Raw genomic sequence first — 25,328 nt, 5'->3', positions numbered from 1 at the left:
TCACTCCTTGCACAGCTGCACCCACGTTCGCTGTGCCCCGCCCCCGTTGCGGCGAATTCCAGAGGGCGGGGACACCGGGCGGATGACGAATCACTACGGCCGGGGACGGGCATTCCGCCCCGGGCTCGCAGCAGGTTGGGCCGGCTGCATTGTGGGCGTTCCATGGCCAGCGCCTCCCATCCCGGTGGTGGTGCGTCGGCGGGCGGCTTCGGCGCGGCGGTTGGGGGCGGGGTTGCGGCTGGTGTGCTGGATACGGGTGATCAGGACACGGGCGGGCTGGCGGGCGCTGCCGAGTTCGCGTTGGGCAGCGGCCTCTCTGAGGAGCTGGTGGGGCTGGTGACCGCGAGCCTCGGCGTCCACGAGGACGGTAGCAAGGGCGGGCCAGGCGGGGTCGGTGAGGATGCGGTCGACGTGGTCGGGAACGGCGGCGCGCGCGTCGTGGGCGAGGATGCGGCGGGCCGCCTCGTTCGGGCGGCGGGTTTCCAGGTCGGCGAGGACCGGGGTGACGGCACGGTCCGCGGCTCTTTGGAGGTGCTGGAGGGCTTCGCGGGCGGCGTCTGCCTGCTGGGCGTGGCCATGGGCTTCGTGCCAGCGCCTCGCGGTGATGGTGGCCCAGAGGAGTGCGGCGAGCAGGGCGGCTAGGAGGCTTGCGTCGGGGCCGGTGGCGGTGTGGATGATGTCGCGGGCAGCGATCCGTACGGTGGCGGCGGCGCGGTCTTCGGCCCGGATGCGGGAGCGCTCGGCGCGGGCGAACGCCGTTGCTGCGGCATTGAGTTCAGCTTGCAGATGGGCGGGGGCTTTCTGGGCGGTGGCTTCGATCAGTTCGCCGAGGGCGCTGATGTGGGCTTGGGCGTGGGTGTCGTCGGCCATGCCGGTCTGGAGGGCGTCGAGGGCGTGGGTGGCCTGCTGCCAGGGGGTGGCGGGCTGGTTGCGGCGGGCGGTGGGGTGTTCCTCTGGAACGACGGTTTCCAGGCGGGCCTTCAGTCTGGGCAGGGTGAGGTCGGGGGCGATCTTCCCGCCGGGGTGGAAGATCTGCTCGCCCTTGTCGTTCACGTCGCCGGGGCGGCGGGCGGCATAGCCGAGGAGGTCTCCGGAGGGGCCTCGGCGGGCCTTGACGGGGATGCCGTCGGCTTCGAGGTAGGCGAGGAGTTCCTCGGCGCTCCCGGCGTGGGGGATGGCGGCGCGGATGCGGCCCTCCAGCCATTCGCGGCTGGTCTGCTCCCAGCCCAGCCGCTTGGCCTTGTGCATCTCGGCCTGGGTGGGACTGCGGGTGGCGGTCTGGTCGCCCTTGTTCAGTCGGCGCAGCCCGAAGTCCTTTTCGATCTGGCGGCAGGCATTGCCGACCCGTCGGCCGCTGTCGTGGAGTTTGGGACGGCGGCCGTCCTCGCGGACGGTGGTGGCGAGAATGTGGATGTGGTCGTCGGCGTGGCGTACGGCGATCCAGCGGCAGGCGAGATCGTCGCCGGGCGGGGCGATGCCGGCGGCTTCGACGATGCGCTGGGCGATCTCGGCCCACTCGGTGTCGGAGAGGTGGCGGTCTTCGGGTGCGGTGCGGACGGGGCAGTGCCAGACGTGGTCGGTGACCTTGCGGCCGAACTCGCTGTTGCGCAGCCGTACGGGCTCGTCGAGGTAGCGGGCGAGGTCGGTGAGGGTGGCCGCTTCGTTGCGGCCGGGGTCGGGCAGGGCGAGCATGGCGAAACCCGCGACGATGTGGGGGTCGAGGTGCTCGTCGTGGCGTCCGCGTCCGTAGAGGTAGGCGAGCAGACCGCGGGTGTTGGAACCGGCCGGTTTGATGGCAGCGATCACGCGGCGGCCTCCTCTTCGTCCGGTTCGGTGGGCTGACGCAGGGCCTCTGCAATCAGGGTCAGCAGGCCCTGGAGTTCGTCGAGTCGGTCGCGCAGGTCGGGCGGGGTGAGGTCGCTGTTGAGGGCGCGGGCGATCTGGTTGATGTTGACGCCGATGCGGTTGAGCTCGCGCAGCACCTGGGCGCGGAACATGTGGGTGCGACGGCGGTCCTCGGACAGCGGCAGGTTCGCGGTGAACCGACCGGCGATGAAGGCGAGGACGATGTCGGCGGCGAAGCCGGATTCGCCCTTGTAGCCGTGCTCGGCGGCAGCCTCCTGGAGGACGGCGTGCTCGTCGCCGGTGAACCGCAGCGGGCCGACCCGGACGATCCGTTTGGTGCCGGTGAAACGACGGATCGTCGGCTGGACGCCCTGCACAGTTCGCTCGCCGGCCGTCGCCATGCTGGCGGGGGCGGGGCGGAGTATCTGCTGCTGGACGGTGTGAAGTTCGTCCGGGTCAGGGCCGCCCTCGGCCTCGACCTGATGGTCCGGCGCCCCCTGGCGCTGGGCCGTCTCCGCCACCCCCGGGGCGGAGATCCCCGAAGACCGGCCCTGAGTCGGACTCGGGGTACTACTGGCTCCGCCAGGGGCACCCCGTCCGAACGCCCGCCGCCAACGCTGCCTCAGTGTCTGCGACTTCGTCAGCGGCAGCTGCTCGGCGGCGCTGGCCTCGGGGTGGTGCGGGTCGTGCGTCACGGGCGGTTCTCCGGAACAGGGCAGGAAAGGCGGGCGGACGGGTGGGGAAAGCCAGCGAAGGACGAATGTCCACCGCCTGGTCCACAGGTGTGGACAAGCGAACGGCGGACGGCGGCGGTGACCGGTGTGGCGGGTGACCGGAAGGGTTCCGGTCACCCACTGCGCCAGGAGGTCAGCTGCTGTCCGGGCCGGTTGCGGTGTTGGGCTGGAACCCGGACCTGAGGATGTTCATCACCTCGGTCAGCCGTGCGCCGCTGGCGGTGAGCCCCTTGTCCCGTATCGCCTCGCTGACCACGGCCCGGGTGAGCTTTCCCTGCTCGGCGACGGCGATCCGGCCGATCTCCACGAGCTCCTCGATGGTGGCGCTCGCGGGGCGGCCACCGCGCGGCTTGCCCTGCGCAGCCCGGGACGGTGACGCCATCGGCCGGTCGCCTGCGACGGCCGGTAGGTCGGCGGGCCGGGTGGACACGGCGACCGGGGGCTGGGCGGAAGTGGGGTCCGGGTGGCCGGTGGGCTGGTCGACGAGCTGGTGGATCTGGCGCATCAGGACGCCGAAGGCCAGCAGCGCGGCGGTCGGCGGGATGGCAGCGACCACATAGTCGAGCAGCGGGACCGTACTGGCGCTGTCGGTGCCGCTGACCCCGGCGACGTTGAGCGCGATGGACCCGACCGACCCGGTAGCGGTCGCGGCGATGGCCCATCGGTCGGTGACCTGGCGCAGGCCCGCGCGGAGCATCAGCAGCTCCCCCGCGACGATGAACGCGTCCAAGGTGGCAGGCCAGGCCCATCGGCGGGGCGGGGAGGCGTTCAGCCCGTGTCGGCCGGCTACCTCAGCCAGGTGCGCGTACGAGAGCCAGAACGCTCCGGCGGTCAGGGCCACGATGACGGTACCCGCCGCCGCAAGCGCGTACCGCTCAGCTGCCTGCTTCGTCATCGCCGCCCGCCCGTCTCCGGGCCGAGCGCCTGGCGGACCGCAGTGCGGGGCAGGAGCAGATGCAGGGGCAGGGTTTGGAAGGTCAAGCGGGAATCTCCAGGGGTAGTGGCATGGTGCGTATTTGCCGTCTTGGCCGTTGCATCGCAGGTCAGAGCGGTTACGGCAGCGGTCGTGGTGCCGTCCCAGCGGGCGCTGCCAGCGTCCTCGGCCTGCCTGTGAGCGGCTGATCCCGGCCGTCCGTCGTGCCCACACCTCCCGGTTGCGGTGTGCCCCTGTCCGGCCGGGACGATGGCGTTGCGCCATCCGTCCCGACTAAAGGGCTGTGACCTGCAGTGATACGGCAGGGACGCGTAGGACGGCACAAGACGGGTGCGGGCGGCGTTCTGGCTGGCAGCGCCCCCGGTTGTGACGCGTTGCCGTCTTGGCCCCGGCTGCCGTCTTGGCCGTATACCGGTTGACCTGCGAGATCACGGCGGGGACGGCAAGGACGGCAACCGGGGGTGCCGGGGGACTCAGCCCTTGCCGAGGGCGGGGGCGGCGTCGATGGGGTGGACGGTGGGGCAGTAGCGCCGCCATGCGTCCAGGAACTTGTTGCGCGTGTAGCCCTTGAGCTGGGTTCCGTCGGCGGTACGGACGTTGGCGGATTTGATGCCGAACTCGCGCAGCATGTCCGACAGATGCCGGGCAGTCAGCCCGTCACGACCCCGCTTCCTCCAGGGGCTCTCCAGGTCCTTGCACAGCTCGTGCAGCAGGTCCTCGGTGGTGATGCTGTCGACCTCGTGCCGGGCGACGAAAACCCGCCGGATGTCAGCGAGGATCCGCGCTCCGCTGGCGTGCTCCTGCTCGGCCTCGACCTCGGCATCGACCATCTGCGCACAGGCCATACGGGCACGGCGGGGCCATGCGCCAGCGGCCAGGTCAGCGACGATCACCAGAGGTTCCCAGGTGTCGGCGGCACGGTCTTCGACCGGCATCTTCGGTTCCAGGTCCGCCGCTTGGTCCAGCAGCGGCCCGGCCCATCCAGCGATCCGGTCACGCAGAGCGTGCAGGGCTGGGGTGTCACGGCGAGAGCGGAACGGCTTGACGCTCTCCCCCTCGGCGCGACGGCGCATGCGGATGACGACCGCCCGATCCATGACGGTGTCGGGCAGGTCGCCGATCCCCGCGATGGCCGCCATGGCGAAGGTCGCGAAGCGGTGCGGGGTGTGGTCGTTGCCGACGACCCGGGTGACGTACCGGCCCCGCTGGTGCCCGGCGTTGAGCAGGCCGCGCATCTCCTCGTTCTTCTCCGCCGCCTTCGGGGTGCCGAAGATGGTGTCCGCCTCGTCCACCAGCAGCGTCGGCGGGTTCTCCTCGGCGATCGAGCGGAAGATCGCCGCCGGGGTGGTGTTGATGGTCAGCATCGGCTCGTGGACCGTCTCGGTCAGCACGTCCAGCAGGCGCGACTTGCCGCACCGCTTCGCAGGCCCCACCACTGCCAGGCGCGGGGCATGCTGCCAGGCGGGCTGCAGATGGGTGGCCGCTACCCACAGCGTCACCGCGTCCAAAGCCTCCTGGGAGGGCAGGATCACGAACCGGGCGATCTGCGCGCGCAGCTCATCCAGCAGCTCCGAGCCGTCTGTCGGGTCCGGATCCGGGCCCGGCACCACATCGTCCGGCGGAGGGCCCGCCGGGCCCGGCGCGACGTCACCGGCGGCCGGATCGGGATCGGTGTCGGTGTCGATGCCGGTGTCGGGTATGTGGTCGCCGGGCTTGCCCGGGGCCGCGACCGGCGGCCAGAGGGCCGGAGTGGAGGCGGGGGTGGAATGGGGCATGGGGTCAGTGGGTTGCACCAGGCGGCTCCTCGTCTGGCGGCAGGCGTAAGCGCGCATGTGGGCGTGCCTGCCGTCGGGTTGGTGAATTTCAGTCCGTACAGGGGAGCTGACGGGGCCTCCGGCGTCGCACCGCCGGGGGCCTCCCCCCTCTTCGCAGGCCGTCGGCCCCGACGAGGGACCACGAACCGTACGTCCACGCCCCGCCGCAGTCCAGCGCTTCTGTGTCAGCTCAGCGCAGAAGCGTCTGCTACGGGGCCGCGCGTTCATGCGGCCAGACCCAGCAGGTTCAGCAGGTCGGCGGTCACCACCCGGTAGGCGTTACCCAGCCGCAGCACCCTGCACGGGTACTGGCCGCACTTGGCCATGTCGTACCCCTTGCTCCGCCCCAGCCCCAGGGCCCGGTTGCCGGTCTCCAGGTCAACCGCAGCGGGCAGGGCCAGCAGTTCCTCCCGACTCATCCCCTTCGACCGGCCGGCGATCTCGTCCTCGCGCACACGCACTCCATCCACGACTGAGCCCTCGGCGAACGCGGCGATCACGTCCGGCTCCCGGCATGAAAACAACTGTGCCCAGAGCTACTGTGTTGGCATGACACAACCCGATTTCGATGATGGGTTCCATGACGAAGACGACGAATACGAGGATGAGGTCTACGGCCCGAAGTGGGCCGACCACGTCCAGGCGACCGTGGCGGCCGAGATCCGGCGCCGCCGGAAGGCGCTGCGGATGAGCGCCCAGGACCTGGCCGACAAGTGCGAGGAGATCGGCTACCCGATCCCCCGCAACGTCATCGCCAACATGGAGTCCGGCCGCCGCGCCGTGATTCCCCTCGTGGAGATCATGGTCCTGGCCGAGGCCCTGCGCACGCCTCCGATCTGCCTGCTCTACCCCATCGGGTATGTCGAGCAGGTCCACCGACTCCCCTTCGAGGAACCGGTGTCGCCCTGGACGGCGATCCACTGGTTCAGCGGCGAGGCGGAGGGCTTGGGCATCAGGGACTCCATGCTCCGCCGCTTCCACGCCCACGCCAGTGACCAACAGGCAGCCCTCGCGGCCCTGGAAGGCGCACGGCGCGAACGCTGGAACGCGGAGACCGCCACCACCACCGCTAAACGCGACGAGGCCCAGCGCGCCCAGGCCGACTACGACGAGCTAGCCGTCCTGGCCAAGTACCGGCTCCGCCAACTCCGCATCACCATCCGCGAGGACGGCGGTACACCGCCCCGGCTCCCCGTCGAACTCTCGGACGTCGACCCACCTGGCCAGGCTCCACCCCCCAAGCACCCTGAGAAAGAGGACATTTGAAGGGCTCCACCTACCGCCGCTGCTCCTGTCGCGACCCCAAGACAGGCAGACCGCTCGGCAAGAGCTGCCCCAAGCTCTCCGGGCGCAAGCACGGCACCTATTCCGTACGCCAGGAGCTCCCGCCCCGCGAAGACGGCACACGCCGGTCCTTCAGTCGCGGCGGCTACGAGACCTCGAAGGCCGCCCAGGCCGACCTCGACCACATACGCGCCCTCCTGGCGCTCGCCGACGCGGACGAGCCCGAGGACCTCGCGCGGATCGTCGCCCTGCTGGAGCAGGTGGTCGAGGAGAAGGCCCCGCTCCCCGATATCGAGGAGACCCGGCGCAGGCTGCGCGCCGGGCAGAACCTCGTCGGCAAGATGACCGTCGGCGAGTGGCTGGACATCTGGCTCGCCGGCAAGAAGAGCCGCAAGACCACCGTCAATGGGTACGCCTCGCACATCCGCGTCCACCTCAAGCCCCGAATCGGCCACGTCCGTCTGGACCGGCTGAACGTCGGCCACCTGGTGGAGATGTTCGACGCGATCGCCGACGAGAACGAAGCGATCGCGTCCGAGAACGCGGCCCGGGTCGCGCAGATCGCCCGGTGCAAGCCGAGCAAGCCGGGACGTCCGGTCGCGGCCGAGCGCGAGCGACTGGTAAGGGAGCGGGCCGCGCTCGCGGAGATGAAACCTTTCCGCAGGCAGACCGGCCCAGCGACCCGCCAGAGCATCCGCCGCACCCTGCGGGCGGCCCTCAACGCCGCGATCAGTCGACAGTACATCACCTTCAACCCGGCCTCCCACGTCGAGCTGGAGTCGGGCAAGCGGCCCAAGCCTCTCCTGTGGACCGATGAGCGGGTGGCGCGCTGGCGAGCGACCGGCGAGAAGCCCTCCGCCGTCATGGTGTGGACCCCGGCCCAGTTCGGCGTCTTCCTCGACGCCGCCGAGGGCGACCGCCTGTACCCCCTCTTCCACCTCATGGGCTCTCGCGGGCTGCGGCGCGGCGAGGGCGTCGGCCAGGAGTGGACGGACGTCGACCTCGACGCCGGTCAGATCACCCCGGCCAAGGAGCTGGTCGTCGACGGCTGGGACCCGTACGAATCGGCGCCCAAGACGGACGGCAGCGCGAGCACCATCGCGCTCGACAGCCTGAACGTTGCCGTACTGCGGGCGCACCGAGAACGCCAGAACGCGGAGCACGAGAAGTGGGGCGACGCCTGGAAGGCGACCGGCAAGGTCTTCACGCAGGAAGACGGCTCGTGGCTCCACCCCGAGACGGCCTCCGCGACTTTCCGCCGGATCCTCGCCACCACCGACCTGCCGCCGATCACCCTCCGGGACCTCCGGCACGTCGCCGCGACGCTCACGCACGGGGGCGGTGGCGACCTCCACACGATCAAGGAGACGCTGCGGCACTCCACGATCACGCTGACCTCGGACACGTACACGAGCCTGCTCCCCGAGATCGACCAGGCTGCGGCCGAAGCGGCGGCGAAGCTGATACCTCGTGCCCGCCCGTCCGCCTCCTGACCAGGCCCTGACGGCGCATCCGCTCACGCATCGCTCACGCACGGACCCCGAAACGACCGAGCGCCCCAGCCAGTAATTCCCGGCTGGGGCGCTCCGCCGCAGGTCAGAGGGGTTTTCCCCTGCCTGCACCCGGTAGGCCATGTCGGACTCGAACCGACAACCAACGGATTAAAAGTCCGCTGCTCTGCCAATTGAGCTAATGGCCCTTGGCATACCGCACCCCCGCAGCATAGCCCGACGGGGCCCGGCAGCCGATCGGGTATCGGCTTCCGGGCCCGGTGGGGCCCGTTCGGCGGTCAGTGGGGCGTGGATGCGCAGGTCATCGGGGTGGGGTGGACGGGGGGCGGAGGAACCAGTGGCGGGCCGAGACCGTCCACCACACCGCCGCGAAGCCCAGGACCACCAGGACCGCGACCGGGGCGTAGTTGAAGTTCTCCCAGGTCACCGGGGAGAGCTGGGGCAGCATGAACAGGACCGTGATCAACGCCACCCAGGCCACCGCCGCCACGCCGATCGGGCGGGACCAGCGGCCCAGGTGCCAGGGGCCGCGTTCGAACGACTCGCCCCGCAGCAGGCGCAGCAGCGTCGGGATCACGTACGCGATGTACAAGCCGATCACCGCTATCGACGTCACCGCCGCGTACGCCGTCACATTGATCAGGTACGGCAGGCCCAGCGCCAGCGCGCCCGCCGTCGCCAGCCAGACCGCCGCCACCGGGGTGCGGGTGCGGGGGCTCACCGTGTGCCAGACGCGTGAGAACGGGAGCGCGCCGTCGCGCGAAAAGGCGTAGATCATACGGGAGTTGGCCGTCACCGAGGCCATTCCGCAGAACAGTTGGGCTCCGATCACCACCAGCAGGAGGAGCTTGCCCGTCGTCGCGCCGAGCGCGTCCAGGAGGATCTGGGCCGGGGGCGCGCCCGTCGCCGAGCCGAGCTCGTCGTCGTACGACTGGATGGCGTACGTGAAGCCCAGGAGCAGGACGAAGCCCGCTATCCAGGATGTCCAGATCGCGCGCACGATCCCGCGCGGGCCCGCCGTCGAGGCGTCGTGGGTCTCCTCCGTCATGTGCGCGGAGGCGTCGTAGCCGGTGAAGGTGTACTGGGCCATCAGGAGGCCGATGAGGACCACGTAGAAGCCGCTGCCCCAGCCCGTGTTGTTCACGTAGTGGGTGAAGACGAAGCTCGTGGAGCGATGGTGGTCCGGTGTGAAGGTCAGCGCGCCCACGATCACCGCCACGCCCAGCACGTGCCACCACACGCTCACGCCGTTGAGGATCGCCACGATCCGTACGCCGAAGGTGTTCAGGAGGCCGTGGAGGACGAGGATCGCCGCGAACAGCAGGATCGTCCGCCCGGGCGTCACCTCGAAGTCCCACTGGAGGTTCAGGTACGCGCCCAGGAACGACGCCGCCCCGAAGTCGATCCCGGCCGTCACCGCGACCTGGCCGAGCACGTTGAACCAGCCCGTGAACCAGGCCCAGGCCGCCGCGCTGCGCTCGGGCGCCAGCCGGTGCGCCCAGAAATACAGGCCCGCCGACGTCGGGTACGCCGAGCAGATCTCGGCCATCGACAGGCCGACCAGCAGTGTCATCAGGCCCACCCCGACCCAGCCCCAGGTGATCAGGGCCGGGCCGCCGGTGTTCATGCCGAACGCGTACATCGTCAGGCAGCCGGAGAGCACCGAGATGATGGTGAACGAGACGGCGTAGTTGGCGAAGCCGGACATCCGGCGGGCCAGCACCTGGGTGTAGCCGAGCTGCGCCAGCCGCTCTTCGTCGGACGTCGCGCCGCCGGCCGCCGCGGCGACCCCGCTCCCGCTCACCGCGCCGCCGCCCGCCGGACCGAGACCGTCCGGAGCCCCTTGGGCGTCCGGATTCGTACTCGCGTCACTTGTCATGCCCCCAGCGATTCCCTCGCCGGGGGCATGACATGCGCCAACTGTTGGCCAAAAATCGGCCCAGGGGCGTTGGACAGCGCAGCTGTCAGAACAGGAACTTGTACATCTGCCAGCCCCCGCCGACCTTCACCCGGCCGCCGAAGTTCCCCTTGCCGTCACCCGGGTACGCCCACAGCACACCGTCCGTGCCCCGGGCGAGGAGGTCCGGCTTGGCGTCGCCGTTCAGGTCGCCCGCGCCCACCAGCGCGTTGTAGACCTGCCAGCCACCACCGACCTTCACCCGCGTGGCCAGCGCACCGCTGCCCGTGCCCGGGTACAGCCACAGGACACCCGCCGCGTCACGCGCCAGCAGATCCGCCTTGCCGTCGCCGTTCACGTCACCCGCGCCCGACGCCGGCAGGTAGTTCTGGAAGCCGGTGCCGATCTTCACGCGGGACTTGAAGTTGCCCGCGCCGTTCGCCTCGTACAGGTAGAGGTCGCCGCTCGACGCCTCGCGGGCGAGCAGGTCCGCGCGGCCGTCGCCGGTCATGTCACCCGGGGACGTCAGCGCGTCGAAGATGTTCCAGCCCGAGCCGATCTTCGCGTACGGGGTGGAGGGGGTCAGCGCCTTGCCGCCCGGCTTGTACGCGCGGAGCTCGCCGCTCGTCAGGCGGACCAGGACGTCGTTCTTGCCGTCGCCGTCCACGTCGTCGAACGGGACCGCCGCCGACACCTCGTTCGCGCCCGTCCAGCCGCTGCCCGACACCTTCGCGTCGACCTTGCCGTCGCCGCCCGCGCGGAAGTCCGCGACTCCGGCCGGGGTGACGGCGAGCAGGTCGCCCAGGCCGTCGGCGCCGACGTAGTCGCGCGGGGCCGCGGCGGTGGCCTTCACCTCGAACGGGGTGGTGAACGTCTGGTCCGGGCCGCCGTCGGCGGGGACCGCCGTCACGTTCCAGGCGTACTTGCCCGCCGGGAGGTCCTGGCCGGAGGAGTTCTTGCCGTCCCAGTCCAGGCGGACCTGGCCGCGCGTCTCCTGGCCGGTGGCCGTGCGGACCGTGTTGCGTGTCGCCAGGTCCACCAGGCTCAGGTCCCACGACACCAGCGGCTTCGACGCCCACCAACGGACCGTCCGCGCCGCCGACTTGGCGTCGACCGTCGCCGGGAAGTCCTCGTCCAGCGCGCGTACGGGAGCGCTCTGCACCCCGGACGGGGCCACGTGCGTGTCACCGGCCGCGTCCACGTACGCCACCGCGCCGCCGAAGCGGTCGACCGTCCAGCCCTGGCCGGGCTTGGCCACGGCGGGCTTGCCGACCTTGTGCGTGCCGGTGGTGCCGCGCAGGTCCGTGACGCTCAGCTCGCCGTCCTTCTGCCAGGCGACGAAGCCGTCGCCGAGCAGGGCGCCCTGGTGGGCGGGCAGCTCGATGTTCTTGTCGGCCGCCGTGTCGTACACCCCGGACTTGTCCCGGTCGCACTCCCAGTAGACGTCGCCGCCCTGGGCCTGGAGGGAGGTCATCATGCAGGGGGCGGACATCCCCTTGCCGGTGGCCTTGCCCGTACGGACGTCGACCGCCTGGGCCACGCCCGGCTCGCCGCCGGTCCACAGCGTGCTGCCGGAGAGGGCGAAGGTGCGGGTGTTGACGCCGGTGTAGACGACCGAGCCCGTGTCGAGGTCGGTGACCCGGAGCTGCTCGCCCTGGCGGTGCGTGGCGGCGTAACGGCCCGACACCCGCAGCTCGTCCGCCTTGACGGCCAGCGTGCGCGCGGGCAGCTTGGCGCCCTCGTCGAGCACCTTCACCGTGCCGTCGGCGAGCCGGTACACCAGGCGGCCGTCGCCGGTGGCCTGGATCTCCGGGGTCTCACCGGTCGTGTCCGCGCCCCGGTCGGTGCGCTGACCGGCCGTCAGCGGGCCCGTGACCGACAGGTCGATGCCGCGCAGCCGCGCCTCGGGGCCGTCCTCGCCCGGCACCCGGTCCACCGTGTTCAGGCGGCCCTGCGCCAGGGCGAGCGCGGTCGGCACCGAGGTGAGGGCGGGCGACTCGCGGACCTTGGTGACGTCCAGCGCGGAGCCCACCGCGTACACGCCCTGGTGGCCGTCGACCACCGCGCCGATCAGCATCGTCCCGTCGGGCTTGAAGCGGGCCATCGCGGACGCCTTCTCCAGGACGACCCGCTCGGGGCCGCCCTTGAGCGGCACGGCGACCACCTTGTAGTCGAGCGAGGAGTACCGCTCCTGGCCGCCGGTGGAGACGCGGCGCGCCACCAGGACGTTGTCGCCGACCGCGCCGAGCAGCTGGGAGTTGTCGTAACCGCCGATCGTGAGCTGGTCCGTGGACGCCCAGAAGTCCGAGGTCTTCCAGACCGTGGCCTTGCCGTCCTTGGTCCACTGGACCGCGCGGTCGCCGCCGACCTCGATCTTGCCGTTGTCGAACTGCTCCGCCTGGAGGTGCGTGGAGCGGGCGATCCCGTCGCGGCCCAGCCAGCAGATCTGGGTCATGCCGGACAGGTCCCGCTGGACGAACATGCCGTCCTTGTTCCCCGTGTAGAGCGAGTGGAGCTGCCCGGCCCCGCTGACCGCCGTCTCCTTGACCGCACCGTCCTCCCAGGTCAGCAGGCGCATGCCGAGTGGGCCGTCGGTGACCACGACGTCGCCGAAGGTCCCGGCGAACAGCTGGCCCTTGGGCAGCGCCAGGGTCCGCTGCGAGCCGTCCTTCATGTTGCGCTGGACGACCGAGGCGACGTCCTTGCCGGTCAGGACGAGGGTGTCCGTGCCGGTGCCCCATGCGGTGGTCATGCCCTGCGGCATGGCGACCGGCGCGGTGGAGCCGTCCGCGTACGAGGTCCAGTTGAACCCGACCTGGGTCCAGCCGGACAGATAGCCGGTCTCGCCCGCGCCGTTGATCACGGTGGCGTTGTAGTCGGGCGTGCGCTCGGCGGGAACGGTGAGTTCCGCCGGGGCGTCCGCCGCGAAGGCCGGGGTCGTGGCGAGCGGAGCGACGGCGGCCGCGATGCCGAGCGCCGTGACCGCGGCGATCGCGTTCCGTACGAGTGTGTGACGTCTCAAGTTGATGCTCCCGAAGCCGTTCAGGCATGGGAGGGCGCACGGCGCGCGGTGTGTGGCGCGACAGCGTTGCGCAGAAAAGCCCCCCGGCTCTCTGAAACCCCCCATGAGTGGTTTGACCCTAACAGCAGCCGCACGTCCTGCGACGTGGGATTACGGGGGCAAACGGAAGGGCCCGTACCACACCCGGTGGGTGCCGTACGGGCCCTTCATTTGCTACTGGGGCTCAGCCTCAGCCGTTGCGCTTCCAGCGCGGCTTGTCGTCACGGCGCCCGAAGGAGCCGGTGTTCGAGCCGGCGCCGCCACCGCGGTGGTCGTCACGGCGGCCGTAGGGACGGTCGCCGCTGCCGCCGGAGCGGAAGCCGCCCGCGGGACGGTCGTTGCGGTCACGGTTGAACGGGCGGTCGCCGCCACCGGAGCGGAAGCCGCCGGAGGGACGGTCGCCACGGTCGTCGCGGCGGAAGCCGCCACCACGGTTGTCGTCACGACGCTCGAAGCCACGGTCGTTGCGGTCGCGGTTGAAACCGCCCGACGGACGGTCGTCGCGACGGAAGCCGCCGGAGGGACGGTCGTTGCGGTCACGGTTGAAGCCGCCACCGCGGTTGTCGTCACGACGCTCGAAACCGCGGTCGTTGCGGTCGCGGTTGAAGCCACCGGAGGGACGGTCGTTGCGGTCGCGGTTGAAGCCGCCGCCACGGTTGTCGTCACGGCGGTCGTCGCGGCGGAAGCCGCCACCACGGTTGTCGTCACGACGCTCGAAGCCACGGTCGTTGCGGTCGCGGTTGAAGCCACCGGACGGGCGGTCGTCGCGGCGGAAGCCACCACGGTCACCGCGGTCGTCACGACGGTCGCGGCGCTCGAAGTTGCCCCGGTCGTCACGGCGGTCACGGTCGTACGCCGGGCGCTCGGCGCGCTCCTGCGCGACCGGCTCGGCGGCCACGACGGCGGCCGCGACCTCGGCCTCGGCGGCCTCGGCCACCTCGGCGACGGCGGCCTCCGGGTCCTCGCCGCGCTCACGGGCGGCGCGGGCCACCAGACGGTCGGCCTCGGAGCGCAGCTCGGCGGCGCGGCGCTGGGCACGCTCCAGCTCCTTGGTGAGCTGGGCGACCTCGCGCTCGGCCTGCTTGGCCGCGTTGTCGGAGGCGTCGGCCTGGACCTCGGTGAGCGAACGCGCACCGGTGATCTCGGCGACCTCCGGCTCGAAGGCGCCGGCGCTCTGGATGATGTGGCGCGAGGCGTCGACGCCCGCGTCCTCCATCAGCCGGAAGATCTGGCGACGCTGGTGCGGCAGCGACAGCGAGACCACGACACCCGACTTGCCGGCACGGGCGGTACGGCCCGAGCGGTGCAGGTAGTCCTTGTGGTCACCGGCCGGGTCCACGTTCAGGACCAGGTCGATGCCGTCGACGTGGATGCCTCGGGCGGCGACGTCGGTGGCGACCAGCGCGTTGACGTAACCGTCCTTGAAGTCCGCGAGGACGCGGGTACGGGCGCCCTGCGTCATGCCGCCGTGCAGCGCGTCGGCCTTCACGCCCGCCTCGACGAGCTGCTCGGCGATGCGGTCGGCGCCCAGCTGGGTGCGGACGAAGATGATCGTGCGGCCCTTGCGGGCGGCGATGGCGGCCGTGACCGGCGCCTTGTCCTTCGGCTTCACGACGAGGACGTGGTGGGTCATCGTGGTGACGTTGCCCTGGGCGCTGTCGACCTCGTGGCTGACCGGGTTCTTCAGGTAGCGCTTGACCAGCGTGCCGATCTCGTTCTCCATGGTGGCGGAGAAGAGCATGCGCTGGCCGCCCTCGGGGATCTGGTCGAACAGCTCGGTGACCTCGGGCAGGAAGCCCAGGTCCGACATCTGGTCGGCCTCGTCGAGGACCGCGACCTGGACGTTCTCCAGGGAGCAGGCGCCACGGTTGATGATGTCGCGCAGTCGGCCCGGGGTGGCGACGAGGATGTCGACGCCGCGCTCCAGGGCGTAGATCTGGTTGCCCATCGACGTACCGCCGCAGACGACCTTGATCTTCAGGCCGAGCACGTCGCCGTACGGCTGGAGGGCGTCCGCGACCTGCATCGCGAGCTCGCGGGTCGGGGTCAGGATGACCGCGCGGGGCTTCTTCTTCTCGGTGTGGCCGCCGGCCAGCTGGGCCAGGGTCGGCAGACCGAAGGAGAGGGTCTTGCCGGAGCCGGTGCGGCCGCGGCCGAGGATGTCCTTGCCGGCCAGGGCGTCCGGGATGGTCGCGGCCTGGATCGGGAAGGGGGTGGTCACGCCGTTCTGGGCGAGCTTGCGCACGACGCCCTCGGGCAGACCGAGGTCCGCGAAGGTGACGGTCGGCTCGGCGGCCTCGTCGGCCTCGACGACCTCGGTGATCTCGGTCTCGACGGCCTCGTCGACGGCGACGATCTCGGTGATCTCGTCGTTCTCGGGCATGACAGCGTGGTCAGAACTGGAAATGGACATGCGAAATGCGAAACCTTCCGGAGTCTCGGCACGCGCCCAAACTCCGTGAATCGCAATTCGACCGCCTCAATGCGGTCAGCCACGGCTAGGGAGAGTACGCGCCACACGGCGCTCTTCTGTGTCGGCGCCGGGCAATGGGATCAAACGATCTACCACCATACGCACTCCCCCCACAGGAGGTCAAACCGCTCCCCTGCGATCCACCTCACACCGGCCCCGCCGCCCCCCTCCTAAACCGGCCCCACCTGCGGCGATGCCGCCGGCTCGGTCCTGGAGGCGGACCCGTCGCCGAGGTCGCGCAGGGCCGTGGTGCGGGTGTCGGCGGCCGGGGAGGCGGACGGCGAGTCGCTCGGCTTGGGGGTCACCGGCGGGTCCGGCGGCGGCGTGCTGGCCGGGGGCTCGGGCGGGGTCGGCGAGGCGGGCGGCGGGGAGGGCTGCTGCGGGGGCGCGGAGGGGCCGCCCGCGGTGCCGCCGCCGGGGGGCGGCGGGTTCTGCGGCCGGGGGTGCCCGCCGGGCGAGACCGGGCCCGCCCCGGGCGCCGCCGACCCGCTCGGGCTCGGGGCCGCCGAGGCGCCGGGGGACGCCTTCGCGCCGTGCTTGCCGGGCCGGCCCTTGCCGGTCCCGGCGGAGACCGCGGCCACCCCGTCCGACTCGGCCGCCGCCCCCTCGTGCCCGGCGGAGACCGACGGCTTGGGGGCCTTCCCGTCGTCGCTCACACTCATGCAGCCCGCCGACGCCGCGACCACCAGCGCGGTCACGGCCAAACGGACGGGGGCGGACAACTGGCGCACGAGCGGCCTCCGGGGCGCGGGGCGGGGCAGGGTCGCCGTGCCCAACTCCCTTTTCCCCGCCGGGGACACGCCCGAGGACCCGCCCGTACGAACGAGATTCCGACGGGTGGTCCCGCGACGGCGAATCCGGTCCCACCCGATCAGGTCGGGGGCGGACCCGGTCGCGTTACGCCAGAGTGCCGCCGGTCAGCCCGGCCCCCAGGAACACCGCGCCGAGCCCGACGAGCACCGAGGCCGCCACGTTCGCCGCCGCCAGGAACCGCCAGCCGCGCTCGGCCAGCCGGAGCGTCTCGTACGAGAACGTCGAGTACGTGGTGAGCGCGCCGCACAGTCCGGTGCCGAGCAGCGCGTACGTGTCCGTGGTGGCGGCGGCGCCGGTGAGCGCGCCGAGCAGCAGGCTCCCGGCCGCGTTGACGACGAACGTCCCCCAGGGGAACACCGAGTCGTGGCGGGCCTGCACCGCACGGTCCGTCAGATACCGCAGCGGCGCGCCGACGGCCGCGCCCACGATCACCAGCAGCCAGGTCACGGCGTGCGCACCCCGTACTCCGCCCCCGTCCGCGCGGCCAGCGCCCGCCGGGTCGCCGTCGCCGCCAGCGACACCGCGCCGAGCGCCCCGAGGAGCGTCCCGGCCGCGTACGCCATCGCGAGCCCCGCCTGTTGGCGGGCGAGCAGCCGGGAGACCTCCACGGCGTACGTCGAGAACGTGGTGAAGCCGCCGAGCACGCCGACCCCGAGGAAGGGCCGCACCAGGTGGTGGGCGCGCCGTCCCCCCTCGCTGATCAGCGGCATCAGGACGCCGATGAGGGCGCAGCCCAGGACGTTGATCGCCAGCGTCGACCAGGGAAAGCCGCCCACCGGCACCGGCCAGGCCAGCGCGAGCCCGTACCGGGCGCTCGCCCCCAGCGCCCCGCCCGCCGAGATCACCGCGAGCACCGGCCACTTCGCACCGCCGACCGTCTCGGCGCGCTGGTCGGGAACGTGGAGGTCGACGTCCGGGTCGATGGCCTCCGGGCGCTCGCTCACCCGTAGCCCAGGGCGTGCAGCCGCTCGTCGTCGATGCCGAAGTGGTGGGCGATCTCGTGCACGCAGAAACGCCCATCAGTAACCACTTCTGGGCCGTGACCACGGCCGTACTGGGGGCGAAGGGGAGGCTTGCATGTCACCACGGGAACCATTCTCGCGCGTCACGGCAGTGCTGCGCGCGATCTTGTACCTGCGGATCTCGGATCTCACGGACACGTCCACGTCCATCCCGCGCCAGGAGAAGGCGGGCCGCAACAAGGCGGAGGACCTGGGCGCGGAAGTGATCAAGGTCCTGAAGGACGAGGACAAATCGGGATTCCTTCCCCACGTGTCCCGGCCCGACTGGGACGCCGCCCTGGACATGCTCCGCCAGCGCCTGGCGGACGTGCTGATCGTCTTCAAAGTGGACCGGGCTACACGCCAGGGCATCCCCCAGGCGTCGGAGATCATCCGTGTGGTCTACGAGACCGGCTGCCGCTTCATATCGATCGCGGACGGGATCGACTCGAACAACGAGGGCTGGGAGCTCCAGCTCATGTTGGCCGCCCATCAGGCCCATAAAGAGAGCAAGAACACATCCATCCGGGTCACGGACCTCCGGGCGGACGAACGGGACGGGGGCCGCTGGATGGGGCCGCGCCCTTACGGCTTCCTGGTCACCCCCGAGCGAAAGCTGGAGCTCCACGAAGAGGAGGCCAAGGTCATCCGAGCGGTCGTGAAGAAGCTCCTGGACCCGAAGAAGCCCGCGACTCTGCGGGGCGTAGCGGCCTGGGTGAACGCCCAGGGCCACGACGCTCCGCGCTGGGCAAGCCGCAAGATCCGCATTGCCCAGTTGGAAGCCAAGGGGGAGCCGCTGAAGGCCCAGAAGCTCCGGGAGAAGCCTCTGAAGTCGCCCAACTCTTGGTCTTGGCCCGTCGTGCGCCAACTGGTCACGTCACCCGTGATGACCGGCCACCTGCCGCACAAGGGCGCGATATACCGACACTCGCAGAGCGGAGAAATGGTCCGTGTCGGCCCAAAGGTGATCTCTCTGGCGGACTGGACACGGCTCAGAGCGATGTTCGGGGAGCGCGTCCCCACCCACTGGAAGCGGTCGGCGGTCCCCAGCACCAAGTCCAGGGACACGGGCCGCCGGGTGACCGGGCTCCTGTCCGACTACCTCCACTGCGGCGAGTGCGGGTCCCGCGAGTCGTACGACGCGTACTACGTCCGAAACGGGAAGCCCTGGCCCCGGTACCGCTGCATCCGCCGCCACTTCAGCGGGCGGTGCCCCGGAACCCTGATGAAGGGCCCCCACGCGGATCACTTCGTGACCCAGGCCATGGTCACGCGACTGAACGCCCTGGAGGACGATCACCCCGCCCTGTTGGCCATCGCGGAGCGGTGGAACGACCTGCGGCACCCCGAGCACGCGGCCAGGCGCCACGACCTGGAGGCCCGCATCCAGGAGGAGGAGCAGTTCCTGGACCGCCTGGAGGAGGAGAAGCTGAGCGGCCTGTTCCCGGGAGCACGGGGTGAGGCTCGATTCCGGGGCCGCTACGACGCCGCGAATGAGCGGCTGACGACGTACGAGAAGGAGCTTCAGTCCCTGCCTACCGGCACGGCCCTGGACATCACGTTCCTGCGGGATTCAGTGCTCTTCGAAGAGGCGTGGGAGGGGTGGGATCTCTCGACGAAGCGAGACATCCTCGGCCTGGTTCTGGAACAGGCATGGCTTTTCAAAGCCCCGGCCTCCGGCGTGAAGCCGTCCATTGACCGGTTCCGGTTCTGGTGGGTGGGAGACCCGGAGCCGACGGATATCGGCGTTTCGTTGACGCTCTCTGACGAGACCGTGTAGCACCTGGCGCCACACAGGCCCGCCTGTCCCCATCGGGGAGAGGCGGGCCTTTTTTCGGCATCCGCCGGTACCGGCACTCCCCGCCGAAGTAAGCGCCCAAAGGCCCAGCGGGTGGAGTGCAGCAGAAAAGTTGCTGCCCGGCCCTTCTTTCTCCATGTGTGTGTAGAAAAAGAAGGATCTGGCAGCAACTTTTCTGCTGCACTCTGCCGAGAGGAGCGGGAGCGTCAGACAGGGGCTGACTGTAACGGCTCTCAGTTTATGTGAGTGAGGACGCCTACCTTTCGGCTCCCTCACCCGGCGGCACCGGGAGCGCCTTCTGTGGCGCGCATGAAATGGCCACTCAACCTCGCGTCCCGGCACCTCGGGTCGTGGGGTTTTTGCATGTCTGCATACCGCTACTCACACGGGGGTTACCCATGCTGGCCGAACGAATCAACCTACTGCGACGGGTAATCGCCGCTCTCTCCGACGCGCTCCACCTGGCGAACGGCCTGGGTGAGAGTGAGCGTGCCGCCGAGTTCTACGCCCTGCGGGATTCCGCCGCGCGGGAGTTGAACATGACTGTGGAGCAGGCGTTCACAAACGGCGTGCTGACAGACGCAGAAGTCCGCAACGCCCGGCGGCCGATTTACGGAGCCCAGCATGAAGCGGTGAACGCCCATGTCTGAGCCGGGCGGCTTTCCGCCCGCTCCGGCTGATGAGCAGCCACTCTCGCCAGAGCCTGGCGACTCGACCGAGACGGAGGCCGAACGGCTTCGGGCCGAACTGGCGGAAGCAAGGGAGGAAGAGGCTCGCTACCGGGGTCAGGCAGAGGCAGCGGCGGAACGGGAGACGGAACTCCAGCGCGAACGCCTGGGCCGCAAGTACAGCCTTCCCGACGTGTTCGCGGCCCTGATCCAGGGAGATGACGACGACGCCCGGGAGGCGCACGCCAAGGCCCTGGCGGAGGCATTCCACGCCCGGCCCGTCCGCCTTGGTAACGGCGGCCTGGACCCGACCGGCGGCGACCGCCAGGCCGTCACCTGGGACCGCCTGTTCGCCCGAGCCCGCCAGAACCGAGCGCACGGCCAGGGCGCCACCATCGTCGGCGGACTCCGCTGACCACCACGACCAGGAGCAGAACCGTATGTCTCTACTGACCAGCTCCGCCGGTGTCGGCGGCATCACCCCTGACGATTACGGGCCGCTCATTGTTCAGCCCGTGGAGCGAGAGAGCGTGGCTCTCCAGGTGGCCACCCAACTGACCACCACCAGCACCACCGTTCGCATCCCCGTGGTGCAGACCGACGCGGGCGCCAGTTACGTGGCGGAGGGCGCCGAGATAGCCCCCTCGGACGCTGCCCTGGGCGAACTTGTGATCACCCCGCCCAAGCTCGCTGGCCTGTCAATCGTCTCCAGCGAACTGTCCGAGGACTCCAATCCGGCGGCGCAGCAGATGATCGGAAATGGCCTGGCCCGCTCCATCGCCCGAGCCCTGGATTCGGCGTTCTTCAACGCTCTTCCGGCGCCAGCTCCGCCAGGCCTGGAGGCTGTGTCCGGCGTGGGCACGGTGAAGGCCGGGGCCACGATCAACAACGCGGACGCCTTCCTGACCGCGATCAGCCAGGCCGAGGAGCAGGGCGCGACTCTGACAGCATTCGTCGCTCATCCCAGTGACGCCCTGGCGCTCGGGAAGCTAAAGCAGGGCAAGGATTCCAACGTGCCTTTGCTGGGGAACGACCCGACTCTCCCAACTCGCCGCACAATCCTTGGTGTTCCGCTCCATGTGTGCAGTGCGGTGAAGCCCGGCACGATCTGGGGCCTGCCCAAGGATCGGGTCATGGTGGTTATGCGGCGGGACGTGCGGGTGGACGTGTCCACTGACGCCAAGTTCACGAGCGATCAGGTCGCGGTGAAGGCCACGATGCGGGCGGCCGGAGCCTTCCCTCACCCGGCCGCCATCCAGAAGATCACCGTGGGCGCGGCCTGATGTCACGCTATTCGCGCCACCGCCGGGCCTTCACAAGTACCCGGCCCGGCGGGGCTGTGGGAACACTGCCCCGAGAGACGGCCGGAGCGACCGTCCATGCGGACCCCTTGACCGGCTTACGCGGCTGCGATGGGGGATTGACTTACCGGGGCGCCGGCGACGGGGTGGACGCGGGCCATGTGCGCCCGCTGTCCCTCGGTGGCGAGGACATAGACAGCATCGTTCAGGTGCTGTGTCACGGGTGCCATGGGTTGAAGACGCGTACGGAGTTCGGGGCGCTCGCATGATTGGTGTCACAGGTTCGCCCGGGTTGGCTATCGGCGTCGCTCCTCCTCCATTGGCATCTCGAACAATGCCAGAGGCGCGATGTTGTACTTGTCGTGGGCGGTGAACATTGCGCGCGGCTCACCGGAGTTGCCTACGACCGTCAGGCTCGCCGGAATGTACTTCCCGCCGCTGACGACAACGACGGGCTGGTCGTCGCGGTACTCGATCGCCAGCGTGCCGATGTCCTCGGGCTTGACCTGGTCGGCCGGGATGATCCGGCTGGATTGTTGAGCCAGGGGCATGCGGGTTTGGCCGCCGACCAAAATCACGTCGTGGATACCGGCAACGTCGATTCCGGGGTCGCGAAGCCGCCGCTCTGACACCGACACCGACTCGAAGGCACGCACGAGTTCAACGAGTGCAGCCGATGACCGGCCTTCGGACCGCTCCGTGACGAGTTCGGCTTCGCGAGCAATGGCCGCGAGCAGTGCGTTACGGGTCTCGGTGACGGCGCGGGGTTGAGTCACGGTGATCTGCGCCGAGATGGTGCTCCCGTCGGGTGCCTCGGACGTGACTTGTTCGTATGACATGAGCGTCCCCTCCCAGGTCGACCCCTTGTCGACCTGGTCAGAGCGTCGCAGGACGCAGCGTCACTAGACAGTGACTCTCGGCGGAACGGCCGGGAATCGACAGAGTGGCGTAAAGGTGCTGCCACGTAGGCCTGTTGGAGGTTCGCGTGGCGTGGGAGACCAGCGACCGGCGCTCACGCCTGCCCAGCGACTGCCCAAGCGGCGTGCGGTTGTCCTGCGGCGTGACGGCTATCAGTGCGTGGCCAGGCTGCTGGACGGCCCACGGTGTCCCGAGCCTGGTACGGACGTGGACCACATCGAGCCTGGTGACAACCACGACGTGACGAACCTTCAGGCGCTCTGCGCCTGGCACCACTCGCGCAAGACAGCGCACGAGGCTGCGGTGGCCAGGGTGCGGAGGCAGGGGCCACGGCGTACCCGTCCGGAGCGTCGGCATCCTGGCGACCTGGCTTGATGGTCATCCGAATTGGGCTCAATCACAGTCAGTGATCAATGTTCGATTTCATCATCTTGACTCTGATGTCTGAATTGGGTGGGGGTGACCCCCTTTTGGATCTTGAGAAGCATCGAAGCGTGATACCGCCTCGGTCCCTGTACGGGTTCCAGGGTCCGCCTGGACCCCTTGCCTGACGCCTCGCATACGGCCTGACCAGTAGAAACGCCCAATTAAGGGGGTTCACCCCCGGCCCACAAGCGCCCCTAACGGCGCTTTCGCTACCTAGGCCCCGCCTCCGTTGCCCCTCCAGGCGCCGGAGCCGGGGCCTCTTCGCGCTCACGCGGCGCCGTCGAGTACCGCCCGAACCTCCGGAATGTCTCGGTAGTCGTCCAGTCGTGCCAGCACGACCCGGACGCGCTCAGCCGTCCGTTCGCTGGCCACGTCCGCGCTCAACGTGATGACCCGCTCCGCCGTGGCTGCCGCTTCTTCGGGCTCGTTGGCGTCCGCCAGCGCGATGGCGAGCCACGACAGGTACAGGGCGAGTTCCCGCGTGTGCGTGGCGTCGTACCGGCCGAGCACGTCGCGGAGCAGTGGAACAGCCCGGAGTGGTCGGCGTAGCTCCGTGTAGACGCGAGACTCCATGACCTGTAGTTCCCCGGAGTCGACCCAATACAGGTAGGGCGGGCTCGCGCTCCCTTCGCTGTCCTGGCTCAGCGCCTCGCTGGCCTCTCCGAGCGCCCGCATGGCGGGCTGAGCCTGACCAGCCTTGGTGTGCGCCCATGCGACCCGATCGAGGTACAGCGCGCGAGCCTTGGCGGGTGCATCCGTTCCAGCCCCGTCGAGAGCGGCACGGGCAAGCTGGATGCCCTCAACCTCCCGGCCTGTATTGCTGAGTTGGTAGGCGAGCGACCCGGCGAGATTCCCGGCTAACGTGTCGTCCTCTGCCTGCCGTGCGGCACTGAGCCCCAGCCGGTAGATCGACTCCGCCTCTGCGTACTGTCCAGCATCACTGGCGATCCATCCGGCAATCTGCGCCAACTCGCCGACTTGTCGCAGGAGTTCGCGGCCTACCTCCCCGCTGTGGCTGCCTTCTCGGTAGAGCTTCACTGCCGACCGGAGTTCGCGGAGCGCGGGACGGATGAGGTCACCACCAGCCAGAACGTCATCAGCAAGCCTGAGCCCGTGGACGCGCTGCTGTAGGTCGTCTACCTGCCCCATGCCGATACGGCGCCCCGCGCGGGCGCTGAGAGGCGCTAGCGGATCACCGGTGGGCAAGTAGTCAGCGAGCGTCGGCAACGGGGGTTCAGCGGGCTTCTGCGGCTCTGTGAGCGCGCCCACGGGGATGCCGAGAGCGGCAGCGATGAACGGCAACCACTCGCGAGGCTTGCGCTTTCCCGTCTCCCATCGGCTGACCTCCTGGCGGCCTACCGGTTCGCCCTGAACCCCGGCAACGCGGCATACCTCCCGTGCTAGGCGTGCCTGACTCCACCCGCACCGGTCCCGCTCGCGCCGGATGTTGGCCCCGATGTTCCCCGACATGCGCCCAGTCTGGCCGACAGCTGGCCTACACGGGGCCGCTAGTCGGCATTCCTCGGTAGCAGGACGATCAAGGCCCACAACGGCCGAGGGGATAGCGACATGAGCCAGGAGGAACCGGCGCAGGCGGCGCGCTACATGATTGACCGCTCCGGGAAGGTCGGGGAGGTGGTCGGTTCCTACCTGGGGAGCGTCTACCTCCGGCCGCCGGGCGGGGGATTGGAGTGGTCGGTCCGCCCGGACACGCTGAGGGACCCGACGCCGCAGGAGCTGGGCGCCGCGCTCCGGCCCATGGGACCGGTCGGCGGTGGCCGCTGATGTGGGCGGTGCGATCGAGCATGCCGGAGGTGACCGGCGGACTGCCGCTCCGGCCCGACCTGGAACCGCTCGCGCATCCGGAGTGCGTCATCTGCCGGGACATGGCGCACCTGCGGTCCGACGCCCGCGAGAGGGGCGACCGGGAGGCCGTGGCGGACTGCAACGCCCACATCGGCAACCACCCCCACACGCAGACGCCGAAGACATCCGCGCTGACGCAGGGGAGCAGAGCGTGAGCACCAAAGCCCTGTTCACGTACGCCGTGCACCGGATCGGCCGGCACCCGGAGGCGGAGGTCACCATGACGGCCCGGTGCCTGGCCGCCACGTGCGGGTGGGAGCTTGCTCCGACCGGTGACCTGGCGGCCGGGGACGAAGCGTGCATGACCCACACCGGCCTCCGCCCCGGCCACGACCGGTTCGAACGCCAGTGGTCCGAAGTGTCGCTGGTGACCCGTGCGAACGGGGCCGCCGTGTCCCGGGCGGGGAGTGCGAGATGACTCACCCGTTACTGCGGGCGGCCCTGGCCCGCATGGCCGAGTTCCCCGACGGCCAGGGCGCCGGGTTCAGCGCCGATTGCCTGGCGGACGGATGCGGATGGAACCAGGAGGTCACTGCGGATTTCATCGCGGCCCACACGGTCCTGGAGGACCACGCCCTGGAGAGCGGCCACACGATCTTCAGCACCGTGGTGGCCACGATCAGTGTCGTGGACGTTCCCGGGGTGGAGGAGCTGCGCCGGGAGGGCCGCAAGGAGCGGTGGAGGGCGGACAGTCCCGCCGGACAGGCCCCCGCGTGAAGCGCCAGGCTCTGGCCGTCACGCTCGGCGCGGTCCTGTGGATCGTGACCGTGGCCCTGATGGCCAGACGCCTCTAACACTCCCGGCCCCGTTGGCCGTTCAGGTTCTCGGCTACGGATCGAAACGGCCAACGGGGTTCGGGGCAAGCTCCGCTCCCAGGGCACTAGTGCCGCATCAGGTGACGTTTGCCCCAACATGGGTCTGCTGGGTGGCAGTTGGCGGTCAGAATGGTGGGATGGCCGAGCGTGTGCGGGTGCGGGAGATCGA

Annotated in this window: 23 protein-coding genes, 1 tRNA gene and 1 pseudogene; 10 read left to right on the top strand and 15 right to left on the bottom strand. The window is 70.3% G+C overall.

The window, feature by feature from the left end; genetic code table 11:
- Positions 1–93: 93 nt before the first annotated feature.
- The 5 genes from IE252_RS36360 to IE252_RS36340 all read right to left on the bottom strand — a co-directional run bounded on the left by IE252_RS36360 (position 94) and on the right by IE252_RS36340 (position 5,746).
- The gene (locus tag IE252_RS36360) at positions 94–1,806 is read right to left on the bottom strand and encodes a relaxase/mobilization nuclease domain-containing protein (protein WP_229849022.1); all 1,713 of its coding nucleotides are present in this window, start codon (positions 1,804–1,806) and stop codon (positions 94–96) included.
- Positions 1,803–2,366, bottom strand: a complete 564-nt coding sequence (locus IE252_RS36355) for a MobC family plasmid mobilization relaxosome protein (protein WP_190093748.1) — start codon at positions 2,364–2,366, stop codon at positions 1,803–1,805. The genes IE252_RS36360 and IE252_RS36355 overlap by 4 nt, the downstream gene beginning before the upstream one ends.
- A gap of 346 nt (positions 2,367–2,712) precedes the next feature.
- Positions 2,713–3,474, bottom strand: a complete 762-nt coding sequence (locus tag IE252_RS36350) for a DUF2637 domain-containing protein (RefSeq protein WP_190093747.1) — start codon at positions 3,472–3,474, stop codon at positions 2,713–2,715.
- Between the two features lie 512 nt (positions 3,475–3,986).
- A complete protein-coding gene (locus IE252_RS36345) occupies positions 3,987–5,306 on the bottom strand; it encodes a DUF3631 domain-containing protein (RefSeq protein WP_190093746.1) in 1,320 nt (439 codons plus the stop codon).
- A gap of 245 nt (positions 5,307–5,551) precedes the next feature.
- On the bottom strand, positions 5,552–5,746 hold the full coding sequence (locus tag IE252_RS36340) for a hypothetical protein (RefSeq protein WP_373298673.1): 195 nt from the start codon (positions 5,744–5,746) through the stop codon (positions 5,552–5,554).
- Between the two features lie 130 nt (positions 5,747–5,876).
- On the opposite strand from IE252_RS36340, the gene IE252_RS36335 reads away from it, so the two are divergent.
- Together IE252_RS36335 and IE252_RS36330 are read left to right on the top strand one after the other, a co-directional pair.
- Positions 5,877–6,593, top strand: a complete 717-nt coding sequence (locus tag IE252_RS36335) for a helix-turn-helix domain-containing protein (RefSeq protein ID WP_190093745.1) — start codon at positions 5,877–5,879, stop codon at positions 6,591–6,593.
- Entirely contained in the window at positions 6,590–8,104 is a 1,515-nt protein-coding gene (locus tag IE252_RS36330) for a site-specific integrase (RefSeq protein ID WP_190093744.1), read from the top strand. Before IE252_RS36335 ends, IE252_RS36330 begins: the two co-directional genes overlap by 4 nt.
- A 133-nt stretch (positions 8,105–8,237) precedes the next feature.
- Here IE252_RS36330 and IE252_RS36325 read toward each other — a convergent pair.
- The 8 genes from IE252_RS36325 to IE252_RS36290 form a co-directional block, all read right to left on the bottom strand.
- Positions 8,238–8,310 (bottom strand) — tRNA-Lys (locus tag IE252_RS36325).
- 113 nt (positions 8,311–8,423) lie between these two features.
- Positions 8,424–10,001: an amino acid permease gene (locus tag IE252_RS36320; RefSeq protein WP_190093743.1), complete on the bottom strand. Its 1,578-nt coding sequence runs from the start codon at positions 9,999–10,001 to the stop codon at positions 8,424–8,426.
- 85 nt (positions 10,002–10,086) lie between these two features.
- Positions 10,087–13,041, bottom strand: coding sequence for an FG-GAP repeat domain-containing protein (locus tag IE252_RS36315; RefSeq protein WP_229849021.1), 2,955 nt, complete (start codon positions 13,039–13,041; stop codon positions 10,087–10,089).
- Between the two features lie 229 nt (positions 13,042–13,270).
- Positions 13,271–15,493, bottom strand: coding sequence for a DEAD/DEAH box helicase (locus IE252_RS36310; RefSeq protein WP_190093741.1), 2,223 nt, complete (start codon positions 15,491–15,493; stop codon positions 13,271–13,273).
- A gap of 230 nt (positions 15,494–15,723) precedes the next feature.
- Positions 15,724–16,284, bottom strand: coding sequence for a hypothetical protein (locus tag IE252_RS36305; RefSeq protein ID WP_229849019.1), 561 nt, complete (start codon positions 16,282–16,284; stop codon positions 15,724–15,726).
- Between the two features lie 166 nt (positions 16,285–16,450).
- The gene (locus tag IE252_RS36300) at positions 16,451–16,813 is read right to left on the bottom strand and encodes a fluoride efflux transporter FluC (protein ID WP_190093740.1); all 363 of its coding nucleotides are present in this window, start codon (positions 16,811–16,813) and stop codon (positions 16,451–16,453) included.
- Entirely contained in the window at positions 16,810–17,310 is a 501-nt protein-coding gene (locus IE252_RS36295) for a fluoride efflux transporter FluC (protein WP_229849018.1), read from the bottom strand. Before IE252_RS36295 ends, IE252_RS36300 begins: the two co-directional genes overlap by 4 nt.
- A complete protein-coding gene (locus IE252_RS36290; protein ID WP_506417301.1) occupies positions 17,307–17,396 on the bottom strand; it encodes a metallopeptidase family protein in 90 nt (29 codons plus the stop codon). Before IE252_RS36290 ends, IE252_RS36295 begins: the two co-directional genes overlap by 4 nt.
- A gap of 47 nt (positions 17,397–17,443) precedes the next feature.
- Here IE252_RS36290 and IE252_RS36285 point away from each other — a divergent pair, with 47 nt between their 5' ends.
- The 4 genes and pseudogenes from IE252_RS36285 to IE252_RS36275 all read left to right on the top strand — a co-directional run.
- Positions 17,444–19,147 (top strand): recombinase family protein, encoded by a 1,704-nt coding sequence (locus tag IE252_RS36285; RefSeq protein ID WP_190093739.1) that lies wholly within the window; start codon positions 17,444–17,446, stop codon positions 19,145–19,147.
- A gap of 416 nt (positions 19,148–19,563) precedes the next feature.
- The gene (locus tag IE252_RS36280) at positions 19,564–19,815 is read left to right on the top strand and encodes a hypothetical protein (protein WP_190093738.1); all 252 of its coding nucleotides are present in this window, start codon (positions 19,564–19,566) and stop codon (positions 19,813–19,815) included.
- Complete coding sequence (locus IE252_RS43575; RefSeq protein ID WP_229849017.1) at positions 19,808–20,248, top strand: hypothetical protein; 441 nt, start codon at positions 19,808–19,810, stop codon at positions 20,246–20,248. The genes IE252_RS36280 and IE252_RS43575 overlap by 8 nt, the downstream gene beginning before the upstream one ends.
- Before the next feature lie 13 nt (positions 20,249–20,261).
- A pseudogene (locus IE252_RS36275) lies at positions 20,262–21,116 on the top strand (phage major capsid protein); the annotation flags it as partial.
- A 314-nt stretch (positions 21,117–21,430) separates the two neighbouring features.
- Here the strand turns inward: IE252_RS36275 and IE252_RS43570 are convergent.
- On the bottom strand, positions 21,431–21,973 hold the full coding sequence (locus IE252_RS43570) for an Hsp70 family protein (RefSeq protein ID WP_229849015.1): 543 nt from the start codon (positions 21,971–21,973) through the stop codon (positions 21,431–21,433).
- Positions 21,974–22,745: 772 nt separating this feature from the next.
- Positions 22,746–23,948 carry a helix-turn-helix transcriptional regulator gene (locus IE252_RS36265; RefSeq protein WP_190093736.1) on the bottom strand — a complete coding sequence of 401 codons (1,203 nt, stop codon included), beginning with the start codon at positions 23,946–23,948 and terminating at the stop codon, positions 22,746–22,748.
- A gap of 99 nt (positions 23,949–24,047) precedes the next feature.
- Here IE252_RS36265 and IE252_RS36260 point away from each other — a divergent pair, with 99 nt between their 5' ends.
- Genes IE252_RS36260 through IE252_RS36245 form a run of 4 tightly spaced genes read left to right on the top strand, consistent with a single transcriptional unit; the run spans position 24,048 to position 25,061 of the window.
- Entirely contained in the window at positions 24,048–24,263 is a 216-nt protein-coding gene (locus IE252_RS36260; RefSeq protein WP_190093735.1) for a hypothetical protein, read from the top strand.
- Positions 24,264–24,283: 20 nt separating this feature from the next.
- Positions 24,284–24,499, top strand: coding sequence for a hypothetical protein (locus tag IE252_RS36255; RefSeq protein ID WP_190093734.1), 216 nt, complete (start codon positions 24,284–24,286; stop codon positions 24,497–24,499).
- Positions 24,496–24,762, top strand: coding sequence for a DUF7848 domain-containing protein (locus IE252_RS36250; protein WP_190093733.1), 267 nt, complete (start codon positions 24,496–24,498; stop codon positions 24,760–24,762). The genes IE252_RS36255 and IE252_RS36250 overlap by 4 nt, the downstream gene beginning before the upstream one ends.
- Complete coding sequence (locus IE252_RS36245; protein ID WP_190093732.1) at positions 24,759–25,061, top strand: hypothetical protein; 303 nt, start codon at positions 24,759–24,761, stop codon at positions 25,059–25,061. Before IE252_RS36250 ends, IE252_RS36245 begins: the two co-directional genes overlap by 4 nt.
- The last annotated feature ends 267 nt before the right edge of the window (positions 25,062–25,328 follow it).

This window comes from Streptomyces melanogenes (assembly GCF_014649795.1).
Taxonomy (GTDB): domain Bacteria; phylum Actinomycetota; class Actinomycetes; order Streptomycetales; family Streptomycetaceae; genus Streptomyces; species Streptomyces noboritoensis.
Note: the sequence above shows the minus strand (reverse complement) of the source record. Positions and strands in the feature narration are given on the sequence as shown.

What these genes read in the sequence shown, in the direction of transcription:
- IE252_RS36340 (WP_373298673.1), bottom strand. Translation starts at nt 5,746, where the DNA reads ATGAGTCGGGAGGAACTGCTGGCCCTGCCCGCTGCGGTTGACCTGGAG.
- IE252_RS36255 (WP_190093734.1), top strand. Translation starts at nt 24,284, where the DNA reads ATGCCGGAGGTGACCGGCGGACTGCCGCTCCGGCCCGACCTGGAACCG.
- IE252_RS36335 (WP_190093745.1), top strand. Translation starts at nt 5,877, where the DNA reads ATGACACAACCCGATTTCGATGATGGGTTCCATGACGAAGACGACGAA.
- IE252_RS36320 (WP_190093743.1), bottom strand. Translation starts at nt 10,001, where the DNA reads ATGACAAGTGACGCGAGTACGAATCCGGACGCCCAAGGGGCTCCGGAC.
- IE252_RS36280 (WP_190093738.1), top strand. Translation starts at nt 19,564, where the DNA reads ATGCTGGCCGAACGAATCAACCTACTGCGACGGGTAATCGCCGCTCTC.
- IE252_RS43570 (WP_229849015.1), bottom strand. Translation starts at nt 21,973, where the DNA reads ATGTCATACGAACAAGTCACGTCCGAGGCACCCGACGGGAGCACCATC.
- IE252_RS36260 (WP_190093735.1), top strand. Translation starts at nt 24,048, where the DNA reads ATGAGCCAGGAGGAACCGGCGCAGGCGGCGCGCTACATGATTGACCGC.
- IE252_RS36310 (WP_190093741.1), bottom strand. Translation starts at nt 15,493, where the DNA reads ATGTCCATTTCCAGTTCTGACCACGCTGTCATGCCCGAGAACGACGAG.
- IE252_RS36265 (WP_190093736.1), bottom strand. Translation starts at nt 23,948, where the DNA reads ATGTCGGGGAACATCGGGGCCAACATCCGGCGCGAGCGGGACCGGTGC.
- IE252_RS36245 (WP_190093732.1), top strand. Translation starts at nt 24,759, where the DNA reads ATGACTCACCCGTTACTGCGGGCGGCCCTGGCCCGCATGGCCGAGTTC.
- IE252_RS43575 (WP_229849017.1), top strand. Translation starts at nt 19,808, where the DNA reads ATGTCTGAGCCGGGCGGCTTTCCGCCCGCTCCGGCTGATGAGCAGCCA.
- IE252_RS36350 (WP_190093747.1), bottom strand. Translation starts at nt 3,474, where the DNA reads ATGACGAAGCAGGCAGCTGAGCGGTACGCGCTTGCGGCGGCGGGTACC.
- IE252_RS36285 (WP_190093739.1), top strand. Translation starts at nt 17,444, where the DNA reads ATGTCACCACGGGAACCATTCTCGCGCGTCACGGCAGTGCTGCGCGCG.